21 protein-coding genes are annotated in these 22,837 nt (G+C 60.5%); 16 read left to right on the top strand and 5 right to left on the bottom strand.

Annotation, left to right across the window (positions count from 1 at the left end; translation table 11 throughout):
* The first annotated feature begins 54 nt into the window (after window positions 1–54).
* The gene (locus tag ACIQTS_RS05170; RefSeq protein ID WP_402471813.1) at window positions 55–765 is read left to right on the top strand and encodes a GntR family transcriptional regulator; all 711 of its coding nucleotides are present in this window, start codon (window positions 55–57) and stop codon (window positions 763–765) included.
* 252 nt (window positions 766–1,017) lie between these two features.
* Here ACIQTS_RS05170 and ACIQTS_RS05165 read toward each other — a convergent pair whose 3' ends face one another.
* Window positions 1,018–1,560 carry a hypothetical protein gene (locus ACIQTS_RS05165; RefSeq protein WP_402471811.1) on the bottom strand — a complete coding sequence of 181 codons (543 nt, stop codon included), beginning with the start codon at window positions 1,558–1,560 and terminating at the stop codon, window positions 1,018–1,020.
* A gap of 969 nt (window positions 1,561–2,529) precedes the next feature.
* Between ACIQTS_RS05165 and ACIQTS_RS05160 the strand changes: the two genes are divergently transcribed.
* The 13 genes from ACIQTS_RS05160 (at window position 2,530) to ACIQTS_RS05100 (ending at window position 15,006) form a co-directional block, all read left to right on the top strand.
* Complete coding sequence (locus ACIQTS_RS05160; protein ID WP_402471808.1) at window positions 2,530–3,474, top strand: 3-carboxyethylcatechol 2,3-dioxygenase; 945 nt, start codon at window positions 2,530–2,532, stop codon at window positions 3,472–3,474.
* 8 nt (window positions 3,475–3,482) lie between these two features.
* Window positions 3,483–4,337 carry an alpha/beta fold hydrolase gene (locus tag ACIQTS_RS05155; protein ID WP_402471805.1) on the top strand — a complete coding sequence of 285 codons (855 nt, stop codon included), beginning with the start codon at window positions 3,483–3,485 and terminating at the stop codon, window positions 4,335–4,337.
* Between the two features lie 2 nt (window positions 4,338–4,339).
* Window positions 4,340–5,140: a 2-keto-4-pentenoate hydratase gene (locus tag ACIQTS_RS05150; protein WP_402471803.1), complete on the top strand. Its 801-nt coding sequence runs from the start codon at window positions 4,340–4,342 to the stop codon at window positions 5,138–5,140.
* The gene (locus ACIQTS_RS05145) at window positions 5,133–5,585 is read left to right on the top strand and encodes a nuclear transport factor 2 family protein (RefSeq protein ID WP_402471801.1); all 453 of its coding nucleotides are present in this window, start codon (window positions 5,133–5,135) and stop codon (window positions 5,583–5,585) included. The genes ACIQTS_RS05150 and ACIQTS_RS05145 overlap by 8 nt, the downstream gene beginning before the upstream one ends.
* Entirely contained in the window at window positions 5,582–6,325 is a 744-nt protein-coding gene (locus ACIQTS_RS05140) for an HpcH/HpaI aldolase/citrate lyase family protein (protein WP_402471799.1), read from the top strand. Before ACIQTS_RS05145 ends, ACIQTS_RS05140 begins: the two co-directional genes overlap by 4 nt.
* Complete coding sequence (locus tag ACIQTS_RS05135; protein ID WP_402471797.1) at window positions 6,325–8,016, top strand: bifunctional 3-(3-hydroxy-phenyl)propionate/3-hydroxycinnamic acid hydroxylase; 1,692 nt, start codon at window positions 6,325–6,327, stop codon at window positions 8,014–8,016. The genes ACIQTS_RS05140 and ACIQTS_RS05135 overlap by 1 nt, the downstream gene beginning before the upstream one ends.
* Window positions 8,017–8,073: 57 nt before the next feature.
* Entirely contained in the window at window positions 8,074–9,069 is a 996-nt protein-coding gene (locus ACIQTS_RS05130) for an ABC transporter substrate-binding protein (RefSeq protein WP_402471795.1), read from the top strand.
* Between the two features lie 51 nt (window positions 9,070–9,120).
* On the top strand, window positions 9,121–9,969 hold the full coding sequence (locus ACIQTS_RS05125; RefSeq protein WP_402471793.1) for an ABC transporter permease: 849 nt from the start codon (window positions 9,121–9,123) through the stop codon (window positions 9,967–9,969).
* Window positions 9,966–10,736 carry an ABC transporter permease gene (locus ACIQTS_RS05120; RefSeq protein ID WP_402471791.1) on the top strand — a complete coding sequence of 257 codons (771 nt, stop codon included), beginning with the start codon at window positions 9,966–9,968 and terminating at the stop codon, window positions 10,734–10,736. The genes ACIQTS_RS05125 and ACIQTS_RS05120 overlap by 4 nt, the downstream gene beginning before the upstream one ends.
* Entirely contained in the window at window positions 10,729–11,568 is an 840-nt protein-coding gene (locus ACIQTS_RS05115; RefSeq protein ID WP_402471789.1) for an ABC transporter ATP-binding protein, read from the top strand. The genes ACIQTS_RS05120 and ACIQTS_RS05115 overlap by 8 nt, the downstream gene beginning before the upstream one ends.
* Window positions 11,565–13,547, top strand: a complete 1,983-nt coding sequence (locus ACIQTS_RS05110; RefSeq protein ID WP_402471787.1) for a flavin-containing monooxygenase — start codon at window positions 11,565–11,567, stop codon at window positions 13,545–13,547. Before ACIQTS_RS05115 ends, ACIQTS_RS05110 begins: the two co-directional genes overlap by 4 nt.
* A 104-nt stretch (window positions 13,548–13,651) precedes the next feature.
* On the top strand, window positions 13,652–14,293 hold the full coding sequence (locus ACIQTS_RS05105) for a TetR/AcrR family transcriptional regulator (protein WP_402471784.1): 642 nt from the start codon (window positions 13,652–13,654) through the stop codon (window positions 14,291–14,293).
* Window positions 14,290–15,006: an SDR family oxidoreductase gene (locus tag ACIQTS_RS05100; RefSeq protein WP_402471782.1), complete on the top strand. Its 717-nt coding sequence runs from the start codon at window positions 14,290–14,292 to the stop codon at window positions 15,004–15,006. Before ACIQTS_RS05105 ends, ACIQTS_RS05100 begins: the two co-directional genes overlap by 4 nt.
* 52 nt (window positions 15,007–15,058) lie before the next feature.
* On the opposite strand, the gene ACIQTS_RS05095 is transcribed toward ACIQTS_RS05100, so the two are convergent.
* Both ACIQTS_RS05095 and ACIQTS_RS05090 read right to left on the bottom strand, forming a co-directional pair.
* The gene (locus ACIQTS_RS05095; protein WP_402471780.1) at window positions 15,059–15,322 is read right to left on the bottom strand and encodes a hypothetical protein; all 264 of its coding nucleotides are present in this window, start codon (window positions 15,320–15,322) and stop codon (window positions 15,059–15,061) included.
* 287 nt (window positions 15,323–15,609) lie between these two features.
* Window positions 15,610–17,169, bottom strand: coding sequence for an FAD-binding oxidoreductase (locus tag ACIQTS_RS05090; protein WP_402471777.1), 1,560 nt, complete (start codon window positions 17,167–17,169; stop codon window positions 15,610–15,612).
* Between the two features lie 99 nt (window positions 17,170–17,268).
* Between ACIQTS_RS05090 and ACIQTS_RS05085 the strand changes: the two genes are divergently transcribed.
* Entirely contained in the window at window positions 17,269–18,207 is a 939-nt protein-coding gene (locus tag ACIQTS_RS05085) for a LysR substrate-binding domain-containing protein (protein WP_402471775.1), read from the top strand.
* 3 nt (window positions 18,208–18,210) lie between these two features.
* Here ACIQTS_RS05085 and ACIQTS_RS05080 read toward each other — a convergent pair whose 3' ends face one another.
* Both ACIQTS_RS05080 and ACIQTS_RS05075 read right to left on the bottom strand, forming a co-directional pair.
* The gene (locus ACIQTS_RS05080) at window positions 18,211–19,539 is read right to left on the bottom strand and encodes an NtaA/DmoA family FMN-dependent monooxygenase (protein ID WP_402471772.1); all 1,329 of its coding nucleotides are present in this window, start codon (window positions 19,537–19,539) and stop codon (window positions 18,211–18,213) included.
* Window positions 19,540–19,707: 168 nt separating this feature from the next.
* Window positions 19,708–21,078: an MFS transporter gene (locus ACIQTS_RS05075; protein WP_402471770.1), complete on the bottom strand. Its 1,371-nt coding sequence runs from the start codon at window positions 21,076–21,078 to the stop codon at window positions 19,708–19,710.
* 247 nt (window positions 21,079–21,325) lie between these two features.
* Between ACIQTS_RS05075 and ACIQTS_RS05070 the strand changes: the two genes are divergently transcribed.
* A complete protein-coding gene (locus tag ACIQTS_RS05070) occupies window positions 21,326–22,822 on the top strand; it encodes a 4-hydroxyphenylacetate 3-hydroxylase family protein (RefSeq protein ID WP_402471767.1) in 1,497 nt (498 codons plus the stop codon).
* Window positions 22,823–22,837: the final 15 nt, after the last annotated feature.

Genomic DNA, 22,837 nt, shown 5'->3' with positions numbered 1-22,837 from the left:
ATGCATAAGTCAACTAAAAATGTATTCTTTGCCGACTTTGGTATGATTTGTGTCATGGCGAAACGCACCGATTCAGAGACGATGTCAAAGCACATCCGCGACACCCTGCGCACCGATATCCTGGATGGGCGCTGGGAACCAGGTGCCCGGCTGCAGCTCACGCAACTTTCTGAGCATTACGAAACCTCCAGTACGGTCATTCGCGAAGCGTTGACCCGGCTGGTGGGGGACAAGCTCGTCACCCTTCGCCCCAACAAGGGCTTCTTTGTCCCGGAACTGTCGTTGGCCGACTTGAGCGACATCGTGGAGATGCGCTGCGTCAACGAGCAGCTGGCAATTTCGCTGGGCTTCGAACGTGCGCCATTGGAGTGGGAGAGCGAGCTGATGGCAGCGCACCACACCCTGGAGCGCACGCCGCGCCGTTCGGACGAAGACCCGGATAACCACACCCCGGCATGGAATCACGCGCATCAGAACTTCCATGACAAGCTCGTTGAGGCCTGTGGTGTTCCGCTGCTGACCGAGGTGACTCGCACCCTGTCTGACCTGATCCAGCTCTATGGACGCTGGGCCGGCCCGGCCACCCGTGACGCCAAGCGGGACCTGGACAAGGAGCATCGCGATATCCTCAACGCCGCCCTGGACCGCAATGCGGAACTGGCTGGCCAGCTATTGCGCGCGCACTACGAAACCACGCTCAGTGCGGTGAAAAACGGTGGCGAGGTAGGCCTAGCCTGCTTGCCGCACGTGAAGCTGCTCAAGTAGCCAGAACCTTCGTGGGCATTCCCACGCCCACGCCCAGACCCTGACCCGGATTGCTGCAGCGGGAATATCCCCGACTGGTTCCGGAGCCGGCGCAAGCGCAGTTTCCATCATGACGCTGCACGCATCCGGCCTCTATCCCGACAGTGTTTTGGCAACGCGGATTGCCGGCAAGCCTGTTTTGCGGCGCTATCAAGGCAAGAGCTGGGTCGCCGCTTTTCGCAGCGACCTAGCTTAAGAAGCAAGAATGGGAGTTCAGTAGCGTGAATGCTTTCGTTCAAGGAACTGATTGCGCAAGGAATCAATAGCCTGGAGTGCCTGGCCCTCGCTGGTTCCGATGTTTTCTTCGACCCATGTGAAGTAGCGATGGGCCTCATCCAGGATTCCCGGGATGAAGTCGCTGGGATCAACGCGGTTCTTCTGCTGGTTCACGGTGAATAGCGTCGACCGCCCTTTCACTTCCAGCCGTAGTGGTACTGGCTGGCCTGGAAACAGTCTTTCGGCTGATCCTTTTAACAGGTACTCCTCTACAAGCTCAATCAACTCAAACCAGATTCCAGTCACTTCATCCCACAGCTCGGCTGAAATCAATTCGGTCCCGTGGTACGACAAGGAGAGGAAACCTTCACTCCCGTACGGGTTTCTGTTCAGTCGATCCCGCCAAATGCCGGCGGCGCGTCTAGGCTCCTGGAACATGCTTACCAAGTAGTTTTCGGGATGAGCGACGAAATCGTCGAGGTCCGTCACCGTGTGCGGGACCAAGATGTATGGTTCGCTCTGTACAGCTTGTTCTTTCATCTCACCTTGATTCGCGACGTGGGCCGAGTTGGGCGGCTCGGCCTCTGCCGATGAGTGGTGGTGCTTGGCATTGTTCCAAGTTGCCTCAGGCTCTATTTGATTGCTTGCCCACCGGTTTTCAGCTTACTTCGGTTCTGCTTCATGGCGCCATGCACTAGATGTCAGGCGAAGGCACGTCCGTGCCTTCACCTCGCCATTTAACACGCTGGCCCGGCGATTCTCCCTACGACTTCGGCGGTGATACGGGTGCCCGGGACGTAAGCCTGGGTTCCATGCCGTACCTTGCCATGCAGGCAACTTGTCGCGGCTGCGTCCTGCCCTGAAATGTCGCCCCGGGCAAAAGCCGCGGTTCCTCGGGAAGGTCACGGCCAGCTTGCGGCCATGGCTTGCCCGCGATCCCTCTTGCCGGGTCTGGGCAATTTCGGTGTCAAGCGCGCCCCGGCGCTCCTTGAAAAACTGCTGGCATCTCGAAAAGTTGCATCTTATTGAAATTCGGTGGCGACGCCTTGATGTCCCTTCTGCTGGGCGCCAGCAGGTTTCGATTCAATAATGCTCCCAAGCTACCTCGGGCGGTCCATCGATCTATTGCCGCAATCGCGAGGCCGGCCAAGCTATTTCGCGGAGAATATTCTCCGATTCTCGAACATATGCCGGCGCTGGCCTCACGCCTCCCCCATGGATGGGAAGTGTTGCTGACGCTCCATTCGTAGACTCTATTTGACCTGAACTTATACATTATTTAGATGATCCATAGATCATTTATCTATGCTCGAAACCTCCTGGATAACCCTACCCTGGAGGGGATACGCAACGCTGACTTGGATGCCTCTTGGAGAGGCCAGATGATTTTGGGGCTAGCTTAATGTGATCTGCAACTCTAGAATCAGTATTCTAGAAGTAATGATCTAGATCACGTTTAGCTGAATTCGTGGAGCTAGACCGCTCCGAGATCTCCGAAGGAATCTGAAAATGACACTTGCAGTTGCTGCCATGTCCCATGCGCCATCGTTTGGGAATGTGGATCCAGGCGGAACGATCTTCACTGAAATCAACGAAGCCATCGAAGGTGTTCGCAAATTCGTTGAAGATTTCGCTCCTGATATCACCATTGCTTTGGGGCCGGACCATTTCAACGGCGTGATGTACGAAATGATGCCGCCGTTCTGCGTGGGGGCCCAAGCAAGCGGGGTCGGCGACTGGGGTACCGTGGCAGGCCCGCTACCGGTAGATGGCGACATCGCCCGCGAACTGCACAGCCTGATCCTTGAAGACGGAATCGACATAGCCCGCTCCGAGAACCTCCAGGTGGACCACGGTGTGCTCCAGCCGCTGGAATTCGTCTTCGGCCATGGGTTCACCAACCCATTCGTCCCGATCTTCGTGAACTCCGTTGGCCTACCGCTGACCCCGATGAAAAGGGTCCGCCTGCTCGGCGAGGCACTAGGACGCGCGGCAAAGAAGCTGGACAAGAAAGTGCTGGTCTTCGCATCCGGCGGTCTGTCCCACAACCCGCCCATCCCGGTCTGGGATGACGCTCCGGAAGAAGTGCGCCAGCGCCTGATCGAGTCGACTATGACCCCAGAACAGCGCGAAATCAAGGAATCAACCATGCTGGCCAACATCCGCAAGTTCGCTGAAGGCAAGGCCAGCACCCAGCCGCTGAATGAAGCCTGGGACAACGAGGTGCTCGACGTGCTGCGCAGTGGTGATCTCTCGGCGGTAGACCAATGGACCAATGAATGGTTTGGCAAAGAAGGAGGCAGCGGGGCACATGAGGTCCGCACCTGGATCGCTGCCTTCGCTGCCTTGTCTACCCATGGCAGCTATAGCCTGGCCGTGGACAAGTACTGGCCGGTTGAAACCTGGGGTGCCGGCTTCGGCGTCGTCGCTGCCATCACGGATGGTGCCAAGTGAGTGCCGGCATGGCCACCATGTGGCAGGCCATTGGCGACCTTCCGCACACCTTGGAGTACAAGCAGATCGGCCCGTGGAACACCCGCGTCCTGTCCGTGGGATCAGGTGAAGAAACCATCGTGCTGCTGGCGGGAACCAGCGGCCACCTTGAAGCCTTCACCCACAATATCCGCGTATTGGCAGAGAACCACCGTGTTGTCGCCTACGACTACCCGGGACATGGATTCTCCACCTTGGCGAACGCCGATCTGGAGATCTCTGACTACGAAGAGCACCTGATCGGCTTGCTGGATGAGCTCGGCTTGGAGCGGGCGCACCTGTGCGGCGAATCCCTGGGCGGTTGGATCGCCTTGAAGTTCGCGCAGAAGCATCCCGAGCGCATCCACACCCTGATTCTCAGCGCACCAGGCGGCCGCATTGTCGGCAAGCCAGCGATGAGCAGGGGAAGCTCGGTCACCCGCGACGCAGTGGACCATCCGACCTTCGAGAACGTCAAGGCCCGGCTGCAGGTCGTGATCCACAACGAGGAGCTGATCTCCGACGAGCTGGTTAGGATGCGGCAGGCGGTCTACTCTCGTGAAGGATTCAGCAAGTCCATCGGGCACATCCTGGTACTGCAGGATCCCGAAATCCGCTTCCGCAACCGCGTGACCGAAGACGACTTTGCGGCAGTGAAGGCACCGACATTGCTGGTCTGGACCGACCATGAGCCAACCGGCGGCGTGGACACGGGCCTCGAGCTCGCTTCGCACCTGCCCGACGGTGAACTGCTCGTCATCGAAAATGCGGCGCACTGGCCGCAATGGGAAGACCCGCAGAAATTCAACGAACGAGCCATCGATTTTCTATCAAGGAAGGCCTGAACATGTCAGCACTGATCCAGAAGCTCGCGGATGACCTGTACGAGGCCCGCGCCAACCTGACCTCCATCGATTTCATTCGCCACCAGCTTGAGGAGGGCGACCTGGATTCTGCCTATGCGATCTCGGAACTGAACACCAAGCGCCGCGAACAGGAATTCAACCTGCGCCGGGTGGGTCGCAAGGTGGGCCTGACCAATCCGATGGTGCAGAAGAAGGCCGGGGTTGACCAGCCAGACTACGGAATCGTGCTCGATGACATGGTCTTTCAAAGCCCGGTGGACCGTCCGCGGTCGGTATTCATCCGCCCTAAAATCGAAGCGGAACTGGCCTTCGTGCTCAAGAGCGACATCCTCGACGCCGATATGGACAGCATCAAGGCAGCCATCGACTACGTGGTTCCGGCCATGGAACTGGTTGATTGCCGCTACCACACCTACAAGATGAGCATCCTTGACACCGTGGCCGACAACGCTGCCTGCGAAGGCCTGGTTGTGGGCGGTGCTCGCAAGAATCTGGACGACGTCGATCTGGACGAGGTCGAAATGGTGCTCTACCGCGGCGACGAAGAAGTCACCCGCGGCGTGGGGCGCAATGTCTTGCAGGGGCCAATCAATGCCATCCAATGGCTGGCAGAAACCTCGATCAGCACCGGCAACCCGCTGCGCGCAGGGGAGATCTTGCTGTCGGGCTCGATCGGCATGATCGTCGACTGGGATGAGGACGTCACCTATACCGCGAAATACTCGCACGGTTTTGGAGAAGTCTCCGCGACCCTGATCAGCAAGGATGCCAACAATGACTGAACTGACCGCAGATATCCGCAATGAAATCCTGGCGTTGGTCGCTGAATTCCACTGGCGCCTGGACCACGGCCAGGCAGACAAGCTCCATGAGCTGTACGCCGAAGATGGCCGTTCGGTGGGGCCCATGGGCGTGATGGAGGGCCGCGACGCGATCCGCGCCTGGGGCGAACGCCGCAGCAAGATCAACGCCGGAATCGTCCGCCACTTCTCCGGCGGCACCCGCGTCTACGTCGAAGACGGCGTCATCAAGAGCACCACCTACTACATGACCTTCCGCGACAGCCAGCCAGATCCGCTGCACCCGGCCAGCGTCGGCGAATTCCATGAGGAGTACGCCAAGGTTGATGGCATCTGGCTGATCCAACGCCGCGAAATCGTCCCGGTCTTCGGTGCCGAAAACGCTGCAAAGCACGCGGCCCGCGTGGCTGCAGGATCGGAAAAATGAGCCGGGCAGAAGGCAGCGCACCGGTATTGCTGCACGTAGCACTACCCTCGATGGCGGTGGTTGAGAGCGCGCTGAACGCCGGCTACGACGGCGTCATGATCGATCTGCAGCACGGCGAGATCGGTCTGGACCAGGCCTGCAGCATGATTCGCGCGATCCCGCGCGGAAACCAATGGGTCTACGCGCGGGTGGCCAGCATCGACTCCGGGGCCATCGGCCGCCTGCTCGATAGCGGCGCTCGCGGCATCGTGGCCCCCAACGTCGAAACCGCCCAGCAGGCCAGGGCCTTGGTGCACGCGGTGAAATACCCGCCGCTGGGCGGCCGCAGCCTGGGCCCGACCCGCCCGAACTTGTACCAGGGCTCGGACTACTGCCAGGCCGGCAACAACGCGGTATCGGCCATCGTGCAGATTGAATCGGCCGCCGGAGTGCAAGCTGCAGAACAGATCGCAGCCGTGCCCGGTCTCGACTCGCTGTACATCGGCCCCTCGGATATGGCGGTGAGCTACGGGTTGCCCGGACGGGCGGACTGGGAGGAGGGCCCTGTGGCCCAAGCCGTCGAGAACCTGACAGCGATCACGGGCAAGCACGGCATCGGCTTGGGGCTGTATTGCAGCGACCCTGCTTTTGCCGCCGTAGCCATGCGCATCCATGGTTTAGCCTACGCAGGGCTGGGCATCGACCTTTTATACGTCGGAAAACAAGCACGGGTTTCACTCGCGGCATTGGAGGAAAAATAATGAGCGAGCACACGGAAATCCTGATCATCGGCGCCGGCCCCACCGGTCTGACCCTGGCCAACCTGCTGGGCAAGCTCGGGGTGAAGACCATCCTAATCGAGGCCCGCGAGCAGCTGATCGACTATCCACGCGCCGTGGGCATCGACGATGAGTCGCTGCGCGCCATGCAGTCCCTTGGCCTGATCGATAAGGTCCTGGTGCATACCGTGCCGGACCAGCAGGTGCGCATCGTCAACGGTGCCGGCAAGGTCATCGCCGGCATCAACCCCACCACCCGGGAATTCGGCTGGCCGCGCCGCAACGGCTTCGTGCAACCGCTGGTGGACCAGGTGCTGCTCGAAGGCATTGACCGCTACGACTGCGTCGAGGTCCGCTTCGGGGCGGAAGCCACCGGACTGGTCCAGGATGCCCACGGCGTCACCGTCACCCTCGGCGGTGCCGGAGAAGAACGCACCATCCGCGCTGACTACGTCGTCGGCTGCGAAGGCGGGGCGTCATTAACCCGCAAGCAGCTGGGGATCGGCTTCCCCGGGACCACTCGGGCGCAGCGCGGCGTAGTGATCGACGTGGCCAACGATCCGCTGGGCACCCCGCATGCGGTCTTCGGCGGCGACCCGTCGCGCGCCTACGCGACCTTGAGCCTGCCCCATGGCATCCGCCGCTGGGAGTTCACGCTGCTCGAAGATGAGAGCGATGAACTCATCGAGAGCGAAGAGTTCTTGCACCGGCTGCTCAAGGACCATGTGGAGGATCCCGGCAGCCTGGATATCATCCGCCGCCGCGTCTACGCGCACCATGCCCGCGTGGCTGAGAGCTTCCGCAAGGGCCGGGTACTGCTTGCCGGCGACGCCGCGCACGTCATGCCGGTGGTCGCGGGCCAGGGTTGGAACTCCTGCATCCGCGATGCGATGAACTTGGGATGGAAGTTGCATGCGGTAACTCGAGGCCTGGCCACGGACCGGTTGCTGGACACCTATGCCGATGAACGCCGGGACCATGTCAAGGCGATGGTCGATCTTTCTGTGGGCATGTCCAAGGTGGTCACCAACCGCAGCAAGATCACCTCGGCGGTGCGCGATGCCACCGCAGCTGTGATCGACCACCTGCCCAAGCTCAAGTCCTACGTCTCCGGGCAGGGCTTCAAGCCGATGCCCAAGTACACCCGCGGCGTTGTGGTGCACGATACCTGGCAGGCCTCCAAATCGGTCCCCGTGGAAGATGGCGCGAAGTCGAGTACCGGCATGCTCTTCCCGCAGCCCAAGGTGACTGGCAGCGATGGCCGCGAAGTCCTGCTGGATGACGCGACTGACCTTGGCTGGCGCATCTATTCGTGGAACAACGATCCAGCGCACTTCCTGAGTGCGGCAACCCGCCGCCGCTTCGAGGCCCTGGGCGCAAGCCTGGTGCAGGTGGTTCCCAGCGTCCAGCTTCCCTGGGCGCAGCAGAATGCCGCGCCGGGGGTAAAGGTCGTCGGCGACCCGGCAGGTGTCTTGAAGCAATGGTTCCACCAGCGTCCGGTCTCTGCCGTGGTGGTCCGCCCGGATCACGTGGTTGCCGTCGAATGCCTGGCGCAGAACTTGGAACAGAACCTGACGCAGATTCTTGATAAGGCCAGCATAGGTCCGGCTGGAGCCACTGAAAGCAGCACCGTCGCTGAAGCACAGGCCGATCAGATCCAGCCTGCCCGCTAGGACGCGGACACACGCACCGCACCACACCCCAGATCATCCATGGAAGAAAGAACTCTCATGAATACCAAATCCACTCGCACACTTTCTGCTCTCGCACTGATTGCAGCACTCGGCCTCACCGGGTGCGCACAGGGCTCCATCTCCGGCGGTGCCGAAACGGGATCGGACTCGATGGCCAGCAGCGGCCTGGCCAAGGCGACCATCGGGCTGTTCCCTTCCTCCGCAGTCGGCGCCATCCAGCTGGGCATCAACAAGGGCTACTTCGAAGAAGAAGGCATCGACCTTGAAATGCTGCTCGGGCAGGGCAGCGCCGCCCAGCTTCCATCGCTGACTTCCGGAAGCCTGGAATTCATGCTGGCAAGCCCCACCACCCCACTGGTGGCAACCACCAAGGGCTTGGACGTGAAGATCGTTTCGGGTTACGCCAAGAACCGTCCCGACATTGTCGAGGATTCCGTGGCAGTGCTGGTCGGCGAGAAGTCGGACATCAAGCGTGCCAAGGATCTTGAAGGCGAAACCGTCTCCATCAACGCGCTGGGCAGCATCGGGGACATCGGCATTCGAGAGGCCATCTCGCTGGACGGCGGCGACCCGGACAAGGTGAACTTCGTCCAGCTGGGTCTGAATGAAGTGGCCGCGCAGCTGGAAAGCGGCGAAATCGACGCTGGCATGGCGGGGCCTCCGTTCCTGCAGCAGATTGTTGCCGACGGTGGCAGCGTGATCAGCGACTTCATCAAGGAATCAAAGCTGGGAGGAGCTGAACTGGTGATCGTTTCCAGCGGCGCCTTGGTCCAGGAGGATCCAGAACTGGTGGACGGTTTCACCTCCGCGCTGGATAAGACATTGAGCTACGCCGAAGAGCACCAGGACGAGGTCCGGGCCTTGCTGCCGGAAGTTCTGGGCACCTCCGAGGAAGCCGCAGAGAAGACCGACTTCATCGAATGGAATGCGGATCTTGACGTGGATGCGCTGAATCAGTTCGCGGATCTCATGAAGAAGTACGGCCTCGTTGAAGAACGTCCGGACATCGACCAGACGGTATGGAGCAAGTAGCTTCGGCACCCGGCGATCGGGCCAGCGACAATTGAAAGGGGGCTGGAGCTCATGAGCAATCCAGCGATTCCTGCGGCCTCGGTGCGCAGGGCAAATATCACGTCGAAGCGCCGGCGGGTCTCGTGGCAGACGGCAGGACCGGTGGCCTTGGGCACCCTGGGGATCCTGCTGTTCCTTGCCATCTGGCAGGCCGCATCGATGCTTGAATTGGTGAATCCAACCCACCTGCCGCCGCCAACTGTGGTATTCGAACGCTTCGCATTGAACTTCGCCTACGCAGAATTCTGGGTGGCCGTGGGCAACACGATGAAGGCCTGGCTGCTGGGTGTAGTGATTTCGACCGTCCTGGGAATTATCGCCGGCATCATCATCGGTTCCAGCAATGTGCTGGTCAAGGCGACCCATTCAACGGTGGAGTTCTTCCGCCCGATTCCTGCGGTTGCGTTGATTCCCATCGCGGCCTTGCTCTTCGGGCCGCGTATCGGCACCGAACTGATGATCATCATCTACGCCTGCTTCTGGGTGGTGCTGATCCAGGTGTTCTACGGAATCTCGGATCTGGACAAGGTCGCGGTGGATACCGCACGAACCCTGCGCATGAATTTCATGCAGCGCGTGCGCTACCTGGTCTTCCCGACGCTGCTGCCGTTCCTGATGACCGGCCTGCGCTTGTCGGCAACTATCGCATTAATTCTGGCAATCAGTGTCGAGCTGATTGTCGGTACCCCGGGGCTGGGACAGGAAGTGGCTTTCGCCCAGATCAATGGCTCCGCGCCGGCTATCTACGCGTTGATCATCACCAGTGGCCTGCTGGGCATTGGAATCAACATGATCATGCGCTTCATTGAGCGCAAGACCCTGTTCTGGCATGAAAGCGTACGAGGAGGCATTTCGCTATGACACTGCTCAAGAAGGCCGGCTATTTGCTGGGCCTGCCGATTATCCTGCTCGCGACGTGGTTCATTTACACGTCCTTCAACACCAATTTCTTCATCCCGAAGCCCTTGGAACTCTTTGACCGCTTTATTAACATCTGGTTCGCTGAACGCTTCCTCTCCGATGTCGTCCCGAGCCTCTACCGGTTGCTGGCCGGACTGGGGATTTCCATCGTTATCGGCGTGCTGCTCGGTGTGGTGGTGGGGTCGGTGCGGTGGCTTCGCTGGCTGCTTGAACCGCTTTTCGAGTTCATCCGCGCCGTCCCGTCGACCATCCTGATCCCGGTGCTACTGCTGCTGATCGGCATTAACGACACCATGAAGATCACGCTGATCGTGCTCAGCTGCATCTGGCCGATCCTGCTGAACACCGTTGCCGGCGTGACCTCCCTCGACGAGGTCTTGAAGAACACCTCGCAGATGATGCAGATGAAGAGCTGGGATCGCCTGCGCTACCTGGTTCTGCCGGGCGCCTCGCCGCAAATCATGGCCGGCATCCGCCAGTCACTGGCGGTGGCGCTGATCCTGATGGTGGTCTCTGAAATGTTTGCCTCGACCGACGGGATCGGGCACTGGACCATCAACTTCCAGAACCGCATTGCCATCCCTGAAATGTGGAGCGGAGTATTCCTGCTCGGTCTTATCGGAGTCGTGCTCTCCATCATCTTCGGGTGGATTCAGCGGCGCACTCTTGCTTGGTACGAAGGATTAAAGGAGAACGAAAATGACTAATCAGCAAAGCAACGTCCGGCTTGAGGTCAACCAGGTCCAAAAGATCTACAAGCTGTCCTCGGGCAACGAATTCGAAGCAGTCAGGTCGCTGACCTTTGACTTGCATGAAGGCGAATTCGTTTGCCTCGTCGGCCCCTCGGGAAGCGGCAAGACCACCTTGCTCAAATGCATCGCCGGTCTGATGAACGCAACGTCCGGATCCGTGGTTCTGGATGGCCAGCCTGTGAACGGCCCGGCCAAGGGCATGGCAGTCGTCTTCCAGGAATACGGCCGGAGCCTCTTCCCCTGGATGACGGTGGAGGCCAACGTAGACCTGCCGCTAAAAACCAGCGGTGTGGCGAAGAACGAACGTGCGGCTCGTGTTCAGGATGCCTTGGAATCTGTCGGTTTGGAAAAAGCCGGCAAGAAGTATCCATGGCAGCTTTCGGGCGGCATGCAGCAGCGAGTTGCCATCGCCCGTGCTGTGGCTGCGCAGCCAAGCGTCCTGCTGATGGATGAGCCGTTCGCGGCGGTGGATGCGCAGACCCGCGCCGAGCTGGAGGACCTGGTGCGCCGCATTTGGAAGCAGCACAACATGACCATCCTGTTCGTAACCCACGATATTGACGAGTCCGTGTATCTGGCAGAACGCGTGCTCGTGCTCTCCAGCTCGCCCACCGTCATCCAGAACGACATTGAAATCGACCTTCCAGCTCAGCGTAACCAGCTGTCCACGCGCAGCGAGGCCCGCTTCGGCGAGCTTCGCTCCGAGGTCTATGAGCAGGTCCAGCGCGCAAAGACGAATACCGAGGGGCACTCTGATGTCACCAAGGCCAAGGAAGTGGTCGCATGAGCGAGAACAATGTGAACACCTTGACCCCGGCAGTGGATGACCTGTTCTGGCAGGAAAACTATGAGCTGATTACCGAGAGTGATGAAGAGCTTGACCAGCTCGTGGACCAAGCCGACCTGCCGGCGCTGCTGGCGGCCATCGCCGCGGCAACGGCGAACACCGCGATCCTCGCCGAAGAACTGCGTCCGCCGCTCACCCCGGTGGACACCAAGAACCACCCGCACGGCGGCATGGAAGAATCGGCCGTGGTAAAGGCGAAAGCTGTCGCGCTGGCGGGACTGATCCAGCTGCGCGATCAGCAGATCACCGCAACGCCAACCTTGGACTCGCAGTCTGCCGAAGAGATTCTGGCCTATCTGAGCAATGGCCGATCCGAGTGGAACAACATGCTCAAGCACGAGCTGGGGTTCCTGCCCGAAAATAGCGGCGCACCGACGTGGCGCTATGAGGATGTTGCCCACGCCGGCAAGACGTTCACCGCGCTGATCGTGGGATCGGGAGTGGCAGGGATTGCGGCCGCGCACCGATTTGCGCAGGCCGGTGTGCCTTTCGAGATCATCGAGGCCAGCACCCGTTTGGGCGGGACTTGGCAGAAGAACAAGTACCCGGGGGTGCGACTGGATACCCCGACCTTCGGATACTCGTATTCCTTCGCTCAGAAGTCCGACTGGCCACACCAGTTCGCACAGGGTGAAGAAGTGCGCGAGTACCTGGAGACGGTGGCCGCCAAGGCTGGCCTGTCCGAGAAAATCCAGTACGGAACGAAGCTGATTAGTGCCACCTGGGATGAAGCCGCTGGCCTATGGGAAGCCGTAGTATCCAAGGACGGCAATGAGCGCGAGACCCGTCGCTACAACGCTCTGGTCAGTGCCTCCGGGCAGCTTGATATCCCGAACATTCCAGAATTCCCGGGCCAGGACAAATTCGCCGGAATCCAGATGCACTCCCAGGATTGGGACCCGAGCGTCGACTGGCGAGGCAAGAAAGTTGCGGTCATCGGTACCGGGGCCAGCGCCTACCAGATTGTTCCGGCGATCTACCAGGATGTTGAAGAGCTGGTGGTCTTCCAGCGCAACGCACCGTGGATGCTTCCAGCGCCGACATACCACCAGGAAGTCAGCGAAACCTTCTCGTGGCTGGTGCGCAAGGTCCCGCAGTACGCGCAGTGGTTCCGCCTGTGGACGACGGTGCTGGGAATTCCGGGGCGTTTCCATACCGTGCGTGCTGAAGCGGACTGGTCGCAGGCGCCGTTGAGCGTTTCGTGCAAGAACCACCAGGTGCGTGAGGAGCTCATCGAGATGCTGCGCGAGCAGTTCGAGGGACATCCCGAGCTGTTGAAGCACGCGATCCCGAGCTACCCGCCGGGTGCCAAGCGCATGCTGCGCGATAACGGTGTTTGGGCGCAAGCACTCACGGCGAAGGACTCCACCTTGGAAGTCTCGCCGATCGCCGAATTCACCGAGCACGGCATAGTGACCGCGGCTGGAGTTCATCACGAGGTGGACATCGTCATTTATGCCACAGGGTTCAAGCCCTCGGATTATCTGGACGGCCTTGAAATTGTTGGGCGCGAAGGCTTGCGCATTCACGATTACTGGCAGTCAGATGCGCGTGCGCATAACGGCGTGACGGTTCCGGGATTCCCGAACTTCTTCATGGTGTACGGACCGAATGTTGGTGGTGTCGTCGCCGGAAGCCTGCACTTCATGCTGGAACGAGCCAGCGAGTACGCGCTCAAGGCAATCCATGAAGTGCTCAAACGCGATGCGAAGGCACTGGATGTCACCCAGGAAGCCTTGGATCGCTTCACCACATGGGTGGACGCAGAAAACCGCCAGATGGCGTGGGGCCAGCCCTATGTCAACACGTGGTACCAGAACCGCAAGGGCAGGGTCTCCCAAGTGTGGCCATTCACCAACATCGAATATTGGGAAGCAACCGAAACCATTCGTCCAGATGAGCATGAATTTCTGCGCTGAATAGAGCCAGTGCCAACTTGGTGCATGTGGGAGAGTGTTGGGCGCTTCCACGTGCAGTAGTCTCTGCAGTGTTGACTCAAGCAGTACGGAAGAAGGAGTAGTTCGTGGCCCGACGCAATGGATCGCACCAGGGAACCCCCGAAAATGAGAAGGCAATTCTCAATGCAGCGCTGACTTTGGCAGTTACAGCAGGGTACGAGGGCACCACGATGTCCAAGGTTGCGAAACTCTCCGGGCTGCCGGTCGGGTCGGTCTATTGGCACTTCAATAACAAAGAGCAGCTCTTTTCAGATTTGATCGATTTCTGCTTTGAGCAATGGAAAGTCGACCATACGGGACCAACAAACCGCGACCTGCTGCGCCGCAGCATCGCCGGATCTGCCGGTGGATCCACCAACCCGGAAAATGAGACTGAGGCGTTTTGGATCTTGGCGCTGCTCTTTGCGCTGGAGAAGCGGCTCGAAGGCAATGCTGCACGTGAGCGCTACCTTGAAGTCAGAAAAGAAATGTTTGAGCTGATGGTGTCCCGGGTTGAACCGGAAATCCCAGATGTAGTACTGGCTGCCGATCCGGACTTCGGGCGGAAAATGGTGGTGCTCGGACGCGCGCTCACCGATGGGTTTTACGTTGCCGCTTCTGCTGGCGACGAGATTGATTTTATGGAATTTGCCGATCTTTCTTCCGCTGCGATCAATGCCTTGATCGCGCGTGAGGTTCAGCGGGTATCCACTGAGGGGATTGAATGACTGAAACACTAAAAGTAGCTGTAGTTGTTGGAGCGGGCTCCGGTATCGGAGCTGCCGTAGCCCGCGAATTGGCATCGCGCGACGGGTACAAGATAGTCGCGCTCTCGCCTTCGGGGAAGGCCAAGGCGCTCGCCGAAGAACTTGGGGGAGCCGGTGTGGTCGGTTCGAACTGCTCGACCGAAGACCTGCAGGCCGTAGTCGATCTGGCGCTGGAGACCTACGGGCGGATCGATCTGGTGATCAACGGTTCGGGCCATGCAGCATCCGGTCCGATCCTGGAGATCACCGATGGGGATTGGGAAACCGGCATGCAGATGTACTTTATGAACGTGATTCGCATGTGCCGCATCGTCACCCCTCATTTCGAGGCCAATGGGGGAGGGATCATCGTGAACATCTCCACCAGCTCGCCTTTTGAACCGAACCCCAAGTACCCGGTCTCTGCGACCTTCCGTGCAGCATTGGCCTCCTTCACCAAGTTGTACACCGATGAATACGGGCCCAAGGGCATACGCATGAATAACGTGCTTCCCGGCTTCACCAAGGAGGACCCGAGCACGGTTCCTGAAACATGGGTCCAGAAGATTCCATTGCGCCGTGCTGCCAGCACCACCGAGATTGCCAAGGCCGTGCGCTTCTTGGCCAGCGACGAGTCAAGCTACCTGACCGGACAGAACGTTCGCGTTGACGGTGGTTTTGCGCGCGGTCTCTAGCAGTGGCGTGGGTCCGGATGGTGGCGGGAACGAAACTAGTGCCAGCAGGAGATTATTTCTTTTTGCCCGATGCCAGAGCCCGCTTTTTCAGTTGGCGGCGTTCGCGTGCTTCTTCGATGAATAGCTCGCATACAAGGAGAACTGCGCCAGCGCCGACCATGATGAAAAATACTCGGATGCCTTCTGCCGGTGAATCAAAGATACTGCTCAGAAGTCCTGACATCAGAGCTGTTGGCACTGCGATCAGAATCAGAACCACGATAGCGATGAGGATCGCAAATGCACGCTTGGACAGGGACTGGAAGAAGTCTTTCACTTAACTGCTCCTCTGGCGCTCATTCGGGATTCGTCGGTTTGCATATGCTCAATACCAGTGTGATCACGATTGCGCGTTGTGCCCGATCTTCTCCACTTTATATCAATGGTTCATTAAATCAACGCATGTAAAAATGGAGTGCTGTACTTTCCTAGCATCTTCCGAGCTGGCGGGGGCGTATGCCCAATTCTCTGTCGACGCTAATTCCGGGGAAGAGCCATATGAAAATCCCCCCACTGCCTATTGCGGTGAGGGGATCATGCGTGGCTCAAGGCACAGGCTTGGGGCTAGACGCTGGAGCGCTGATCGCGGAAGCGCGCAGGCCAGACGCCCTGTTTGCCAGGGGCCAGGATCCCCGCCGGATCCAGTGCATCCTTGATCTTCTCCTGCAGGCGGCGTGCTGCGTTGTCGTTGAAGTCGAAGCCGTCGGCAATGCGGTCCATGTAGTCCACGTGGCTGCGGTACGGTGCGTAGCCGCGGGCGCGGGCCGCATCGAGCAGCTCGGAGTACAGGGCGCGCGCACGGGCAAGCATCTCCTGGTTGCCGCGCTCGAAGAAGATCATGGTCACGTGAACCATATGCCGGGGGTACAGGTGGTACCCGATGTACAGGTCGAAGCCGTGCTTCGCGTAGAGCTTCTTGGCTTCCTGGTAGAACTCGGCCACGAGTTCGCCGCGGGCCGGGATGATCGGCGCCGCGTCGATGTGTCCGCCGTTTTCAGCGGCCCAGCCCACGGTGGACAGCGGCTTCAAGGTCGGGACGCCGGCCATCTGGGTGCGGTCCTGGGCGGCGATGTCCTCATGCTGCAAGGCCAAGCCTTCTTCTCCCGAGTAGAACCGGGCGTCAACGCGGGCACCGGGGATCACGCTGATCCTGTCCTTGACGATTTGCAGGCGGCGTTCGCACAGTCCGCGGTCGCCGTAGAAGGCGAACTTGCAGTTCCACTGGCCAATGCCGAATTCCTGGCGCATTTCTTCCAGGCGCCAGTCGGGAATGGAACCTTCGCCATCCCAGAAGTCGGCGCGCGATCCGCGCATGGTTGCCGCGCGCACCACATTGCCGCAGAGGGCATTGTTCTGGATGATTTCCTCGCGGCGCAAGGTGGTGAGGATGTCGATCAGTTGCGGCAGGTGCGCCTCGTCGTCGACGAAAATATCGCCATTGACGTAGGTGTGCGGTGCCGGCATCAGCCACAGTCCGACCTGGGTAACCACGCCGTAGTTGGACTGGGTGAACAGTCCGTCCAAGGTCGGGCCGAAGCCGCCCTGGAAGATCGGGCCCAGCTCGGTGCCGTCCATCGCGCCCATGCCGGTGCGGACCAGATCGCCGTCGGGCATGACCACTTCCATGCCGCACAAGGACTTCACGTGGTCGCCCAGCGGGGTCATGCCGTAGCCGCGGTCGAGCATATTGCCCATGACCGAGCCCCAGCCCAAGGCCGGAACCGACATCCAGACCTTCAGGCCGCGTTCCTTGATGTATTCGAAGAGATCGAAGAAGGTGACGCCGGGCTCCACCACGGCGTAGCACAGCCGGTCATCGACCGCGATGATGCGGTTCATGCGGCTCAAATCCAGCGCCACCATCCCGGTATCGCGTGGTTCGGGGCCGCCATAGCCCAGGTTCTTGCCGCAGGAGAAGGTCCACAACGGTACCTCGTGCTCGGTGGCCAGCTTGACGATGGCCTGCACTTCCTCGGTGCTGGCCGGGCGGATGCCGGGCCAAGGGGTACGGCCCGGGTTCAGCGGGTAGGGATCCAAGTAGCCCTCGGAATCTCCCAAGGAAACAACGTTTTCTGCGCCAACGATTTCCTTGGCTGCCTCAAGAAATTCTTCACGACGATCCATGATTCACCCTTCCACTGGCCATCGGCGAACGCCGCGGCCCCACTGTCTTAATCTGAAAAACTTGCTTTGTTTCGTGCCGTCATCAATATGCTTGATGACATGAATCTTGTGTCCCACCCGCAACTGACCTTGCGCCAGCTTTGGCACTTCGTTGTCGCGGCCGAGGCTGGAACCATGGCCGAAGCTGCCCGCCGGCTGCATCTGGCGCCTTCGGCAATTTCCATGTCCATAGCGGAACTCGAACGCATCGTCGGTGCCGAGCTGGCGATCAAGCGCCGGGCCAAGGGGCTGACGTTGACCGCGACCGGCAAGACCGTGCTGCTCCAGGCCCGGGAACTGCTGGAGCGGGCCCATGATCTGGAAACCATGGGCCAGGGGACCCGCGAAGAGCTTGCCGGCCCGTTAACCGTTGGCTGCTTCATGCCCCTGGGCCCGATCATCATTCCGCCCATGCTCAGTGCCTTTGCCCAGCAATGCCCGAAGGTGGAGGTCGATTTCCTGGAGGGGTTCCACCAGGAAATGCAGCATGCGCTGCTCGATGGTTCCATCGATGTCGCCTTCCTTTACGGATCGGAGATCTCACCAGCCTTGCGTTCGGCCACCGTGGCGATGGCCGAGGCCCAGATACTGCTGCCTTCCGGGCATCCGCTGACGGCCAGCCCCTCGGTATCATTGCGTGAAATCGCGAAGGAGCCGTTGGTCCTCTTCGAATCCGAGCCGATCACCCAGCGCATCCTCGGCCTGTACCAGGGCAGCGGGCTGGAACCGATGATCCGGCACCGCTCACGTTCCTATGCGACCGTGCGCTCGCTGGTCAGTACCGGCCGCGGGGTGGCTGTGCTGTTCCAGCAGCCGGCCCTGGAAGCACCCTACGAAGAGCTGAACGTGGTGCTCAAGCCGCTGAAACTCGATGACGAAAATATCGCAGTGGTTCCGGTTTCGGTGGCTTGGCCCCGCAGTTCGCGGCTGAACTCCCGTGCCCAAGCCTGGGTGGAAGTCGCCGCGGAACTCTTCGAGAATGCGGGCCGGCGCAGCTAGCGGCTAGACGCGCGTGCGGATCGAGGACGGGTAGGACAATCCGAAGTTATCCCGCAGGGTGGTGCCCTCGTATTCGGTGCGGAAGTAGCCACGATTCTGCAATTCAGGGACCAGCTTGTCGCAGATGAGCTTGAAGCCGCCTGGGTTGAACGGGGCGTTCAGGTTGAAGCCGTCGCAGGCCTTGGAATCGAACCAGTCGATCATGCGGTCTGCCACTGCCGAGGCGGTGCCGGCCATCCACTGGTGTCCGGTGGAGCGGGCCAGGTCAACGATCAGCTCGCGCAGGGTCATGCCCTGGTCCACCGACTTGCGGCGGTATATCTGGTAGCGCGAACCCAGGGCCGGGTCATCGGAGAACCACTCGGCGGGAATCCTCTCGTTGAAGTCCAGCGAGGACAGATCCATCTTCAGATCGGCACCCACCTGCACGCGGCCGTTTTCCAGGTGGATGTGGTTGGCCAGTTCCTCGGCCAGCTCATCTGCTTCGGCCTGGGTGTCGCCGAGGATCGGCAGGATGCCCGGGATGATCTTGATGTCGTTGGGGTTGCGGCCCTTGGCAGCCGCCATCGCCTTGAACTTGGCGTAAAACTCCACCGATGGTTCCTTCAGCGGCTGCGCGGTGTAGATGCCATCGGCCACCGAGGAGCCCAGTTCCATGCCTGGTCCCGAGGAGCCGGCCTGCACCAGCACCGGGCGGCCTTGCGGGCTGCGCGGCATGTTGATCGGGCCCTGCACCTTGAAGAATTCGCCCTCATGGTTGATCGGGTGGATCTTGTCGGTGTCCACGTACCATGCCGACTCCTTGTCGTTGGTGACGGCGTCGTCTTCCCACGAATCCCACAATTGGTTGGCTACCTCGACGAACTCGGTGGCGCGGCGGTAGCGGGTGGCCGGATCCGGCGCGCAGTCCATGCCGAAGTTCTGGAAACCATCGGAGCTGGTCACGATGTTCCACCCGGCGCGGCCACCTGACATGTGGTCCAGGCCGGCCATCTGGCGGGCCAGGTTGTAAGGCTCCGAGAAGGAAGTGGAAACGGTTCCGATCAGGCCAATGTTCTTGGTGCGTGCTGCCAGTGCGGAAAGTACCGAGATCGGCTCGTAGAAGCCGTTCATCTTGATATCGCCGCGCATCACGGTGTTGGCATGGACGATGTCGCCGAAGAAGATGGCGTCCAGCTTGGCGTCTTCAGCCATCTTGGTCAGGTCGTAGACGAATTCCAGGTTGGCCAGCTCTTCGGAGCGCGAGCCATCCATGCGCCACGAATCCTTGTGGTAGCCAGCGGGGAGCATGAAGGTCGTGAGCACCATGTGCTGGGGGTTCTTGGGAGTCATTGAAACTCATCCTTTCCTGCGGATGTGACGGGAAGCACTGAGTCCATGGTTTCAAGAGTCTCTAAAGTCGTAAATGGAGAACTTTTGCGCCATAGGGTTCAGAAAAATTGATGTTAGGTGTTAAAAGCTGGTCCGCGTACCAACTGATACGCGGACAGGTGCCGGGGTTCAGGCGTTCAGCTTTGCGTTGGACGGCGCTGACGCGGCTGCCTTGGGAGGCAGGGCGGCGCCTTCCGGGCTGATGCGGATGGCGACCAGCCCGACGATCAGGATTGCCACCCAGAAGATGCCTACGGCGGTGATGCCGAAGCTGACGGCCAGCGCGGTGCAGATCATCGGGGTGAAGCCGGCCCCAAGGGTCGAGGAGCCCTGGTAGGCCAGCGAAGCGCCGGTGTAGCGGACATCAGCTGGGAACAGCTCGGAGATGTAGGCGCCGATCGGTCCGGCCAGGATGCCCTGGATGACGCCGTTGCCGACGATGACTGCAACTGCGAAGCCCCAGCCGGTGCCGTTGCTCATCAGGAAGACTGCCGGGAAGGCCCAGAGGATGCCGGCGGTGCCGCCGATGGTCAGGATCATCTTCCGGCCGTACTTGTCCGAGAGCTTGGCGGCCAGCAGGCAGACCACGATGGTGACCATGGCCGCGTAGCCCTTGGTGTTCAGCACAAAGGAGCGGTCCACGCCCTGGGCCGCGGCTTCGGAAACGCCCCACGAAGTCAGCACGCCCTGGCAGGTGTAGAAGCCAAGGGAAGCGATCAGGGTGATGATCACGGTGCGCGAATGGTTCTTGAGCACCAGCGAGATAGGAGTCTTGCGCTCCTGCTTGCGCTCGGCGGCCTTGGCATCCAGCTCCTGGAAGACCGGAGTTTCTGCGACCTTCAGGCGGATCACCATGCCGATGATGATCAGGACTGCCGAGAAGATGAACGGAATGCGCCAGCCCCATTCCAGGAACGCATCACCGGTGGAGAAGGAGATGAAGGAAACCAGGAAGGTGGCCAGCAGGCCACCGGCCGGTGCGCCGGCGTTAGCGAAGGAAGCTGCGAAACCGCGCTTGGAAGCGGGTGCATGTTCCAGGGCCATCAGGGTGGCGCCGCCCCATTCGCCGCCAACTGCGACTCCCTGGACCACGCGGAGCAAGACCAGGATGACCGGGGCAGCTGCGCCAATGGTTGCGGTAGTCGGCAATAGGCCAATGGCAACGGTGGCTACGCCCATCATCATCATGGAAAGCACCAGCATATTCTTGCGGCCAAGGCGGTCGCCGAAGTGGCCGAAGACGATGCCGCCCAGCGGGCGGGCAATGTACCCGACGGCCAAGGTGCCGAAGGAGGCGAAGAGTGCCAAGCCCGGGCTCAGGTTGCCGAAGAAGACCTTGTCGAAAATCAGCGACGCCGCAGTGGCGTACAAGATGAAGTCGTAGTACTCGATGACGCTGCCCAAGAAGCTGGATCCGAGAATGCGGCGCAAATCCTTGGTGTTGAGGGAGTCGCTTGGCTCCATTGCCGGCACTGGCTGGTTCTGTTGCGAGTCGGACACGTCGAGAACCCTTCCTGATCGCTGATGTGACTTAAGCCATAGTGGCCCATTTCACTAACCTTGTCCACTTTTTACGCATTTTAAGACAGATAATATTTTCTCCGGCCTTTGAAAACCGTGTAATCCTGCGGGTTTGAAAAAATTCTTCGGTCCAGAGCTTGATCTGGGTCACACAAGTTATATAAACTGATGCACAGAATATATTTTTGAACCCGCTCAGCGGGACGCCCGATAAGGAGCAGCGAAGATGAGTGCACGCACTGGAGAGCAGTACCTGGCAGGGCTCAAGGATTCCCGCGAGGTCTGGCTGGGCGATCAGCGCATTGACGTCACCGAGCACCCGGCATTTGCCGGCTCGATCAACGGCATGGCCGCCTACTTCGACTACCAGCACAAGTACGCCGATGACTGCCTGATGAACGACGAGCAGACTGGCGAACAGCACAACGTCTCCCTGCTGCGTCCCAAGAACGCAGAAGACATCGCCCGCCGCCACCGCGCGTTCGACCGCCTGGCCCGCTACTCCAATGGCATGCTCGGCCGCACCCCCGACTACGTCAACGTGGTGCTCGCCGGCCACGCCTCGCGCCCGGACATCTTCGCCAAATCCGGCGACCCAGTCTACTACGAGCGCCTGGAGAACTACTGGCGCCATGTGCAGGAAAACGACCTGGCGCTGACCCACACCATCGTGCACGCGGCCATCGACAAGTCGGTTGGCGAACTGCAGGGCATCAATGAAGAGCTGACCTTGCGCGTGGTGGACCGCACCGCTGAAGGCCTGATCGTGCGCGGCGCGAAGATGCTCGCCACCCTGGGCCCGATCGCCGACGAGCTCTATGTCTACCCGGCGGTGCCCATCCAGAAGGGCTACGAGGAATACGCGCTGTCCTTCGCGATCCCGGTCGCCACCAGCGGCGTGGTCTCGGTCTGCCGCGACCACTACGGCGTGGACCAGCCGGTAGTGGACAAGCCGTTCTCCTCGCGCTTCGACGAGCAGGATGCGGTCATCATCTTCGACGACGTGCTGGTCCCTTGGGATCGCGTGTTCATCGACGGCCAGCTCGATGTCTACAATTCCCTGAACGCCGGCACCGCCACCGGCAACACCCAGCAGCAGACCGCCATCCGCGCGTCGGTGAAGTTGGAATTCGCCTACGACCTGTGCGTGCAGATGGCCAAGGTCACCGCCACCGACAACAAGCCGGACACCGCATCGATGCTCGGCGAGATCTACTCCTACCTGCGCATCGCCCGCGCCGTGATCCACTCGGCCGAGGTCAACGCGTCGGAATGGGGCGGCGGGGCGTTCTTCTGCCACGACGACATCTCCGCGCTGCGCACCATGATGCCCATCTGGATGGCCCGCGTGAACGACATCATCAAGTCCATGGGCAGCCACAACCTGCTGGCCACCCCGACCGCGGCCTCCTTCGAGGACCCGCGCCTGGGCCCACTGCTCAAGAAGTACCTGCCGGGAGCCAACGGCATCGCGCCAGAGGAACGCGCCAAGATCTTCCGCACCGCTTGGGACTTCGCCGGATCCGCCCTGGGCAGCCGCATCGAACTGTACGAGCGCTTCTACCTGGGGTCGGTCAGCCGTGCCCGCGGGCTGGATCACCGCAAGGCGCAGATGAAGGGTGAGACCGGTGCCTTCGAGGCGATGTTCGCCGAGCTGGGCATCAGCCCGGTCATCGCCGAGCAGGCCGCACTGGACCTGGACGCCGCGGCAACGCGCGCCTAGGGAAGCAGGAAAATC

The organism is Glutamicibacter sp. NPDC090743 (assembly GCF_044769125.1).
GTDB lineage: Bacteria > Actinomycetota > Actinomycetes > Actinomycetales > Micrococcaceae > Glutamicibacter.
The sequence above is the reverse complement of the archived record's forward strand: the minus strand, read 5'-3'. Positions and strand labels throughout refer to the sequence as shown.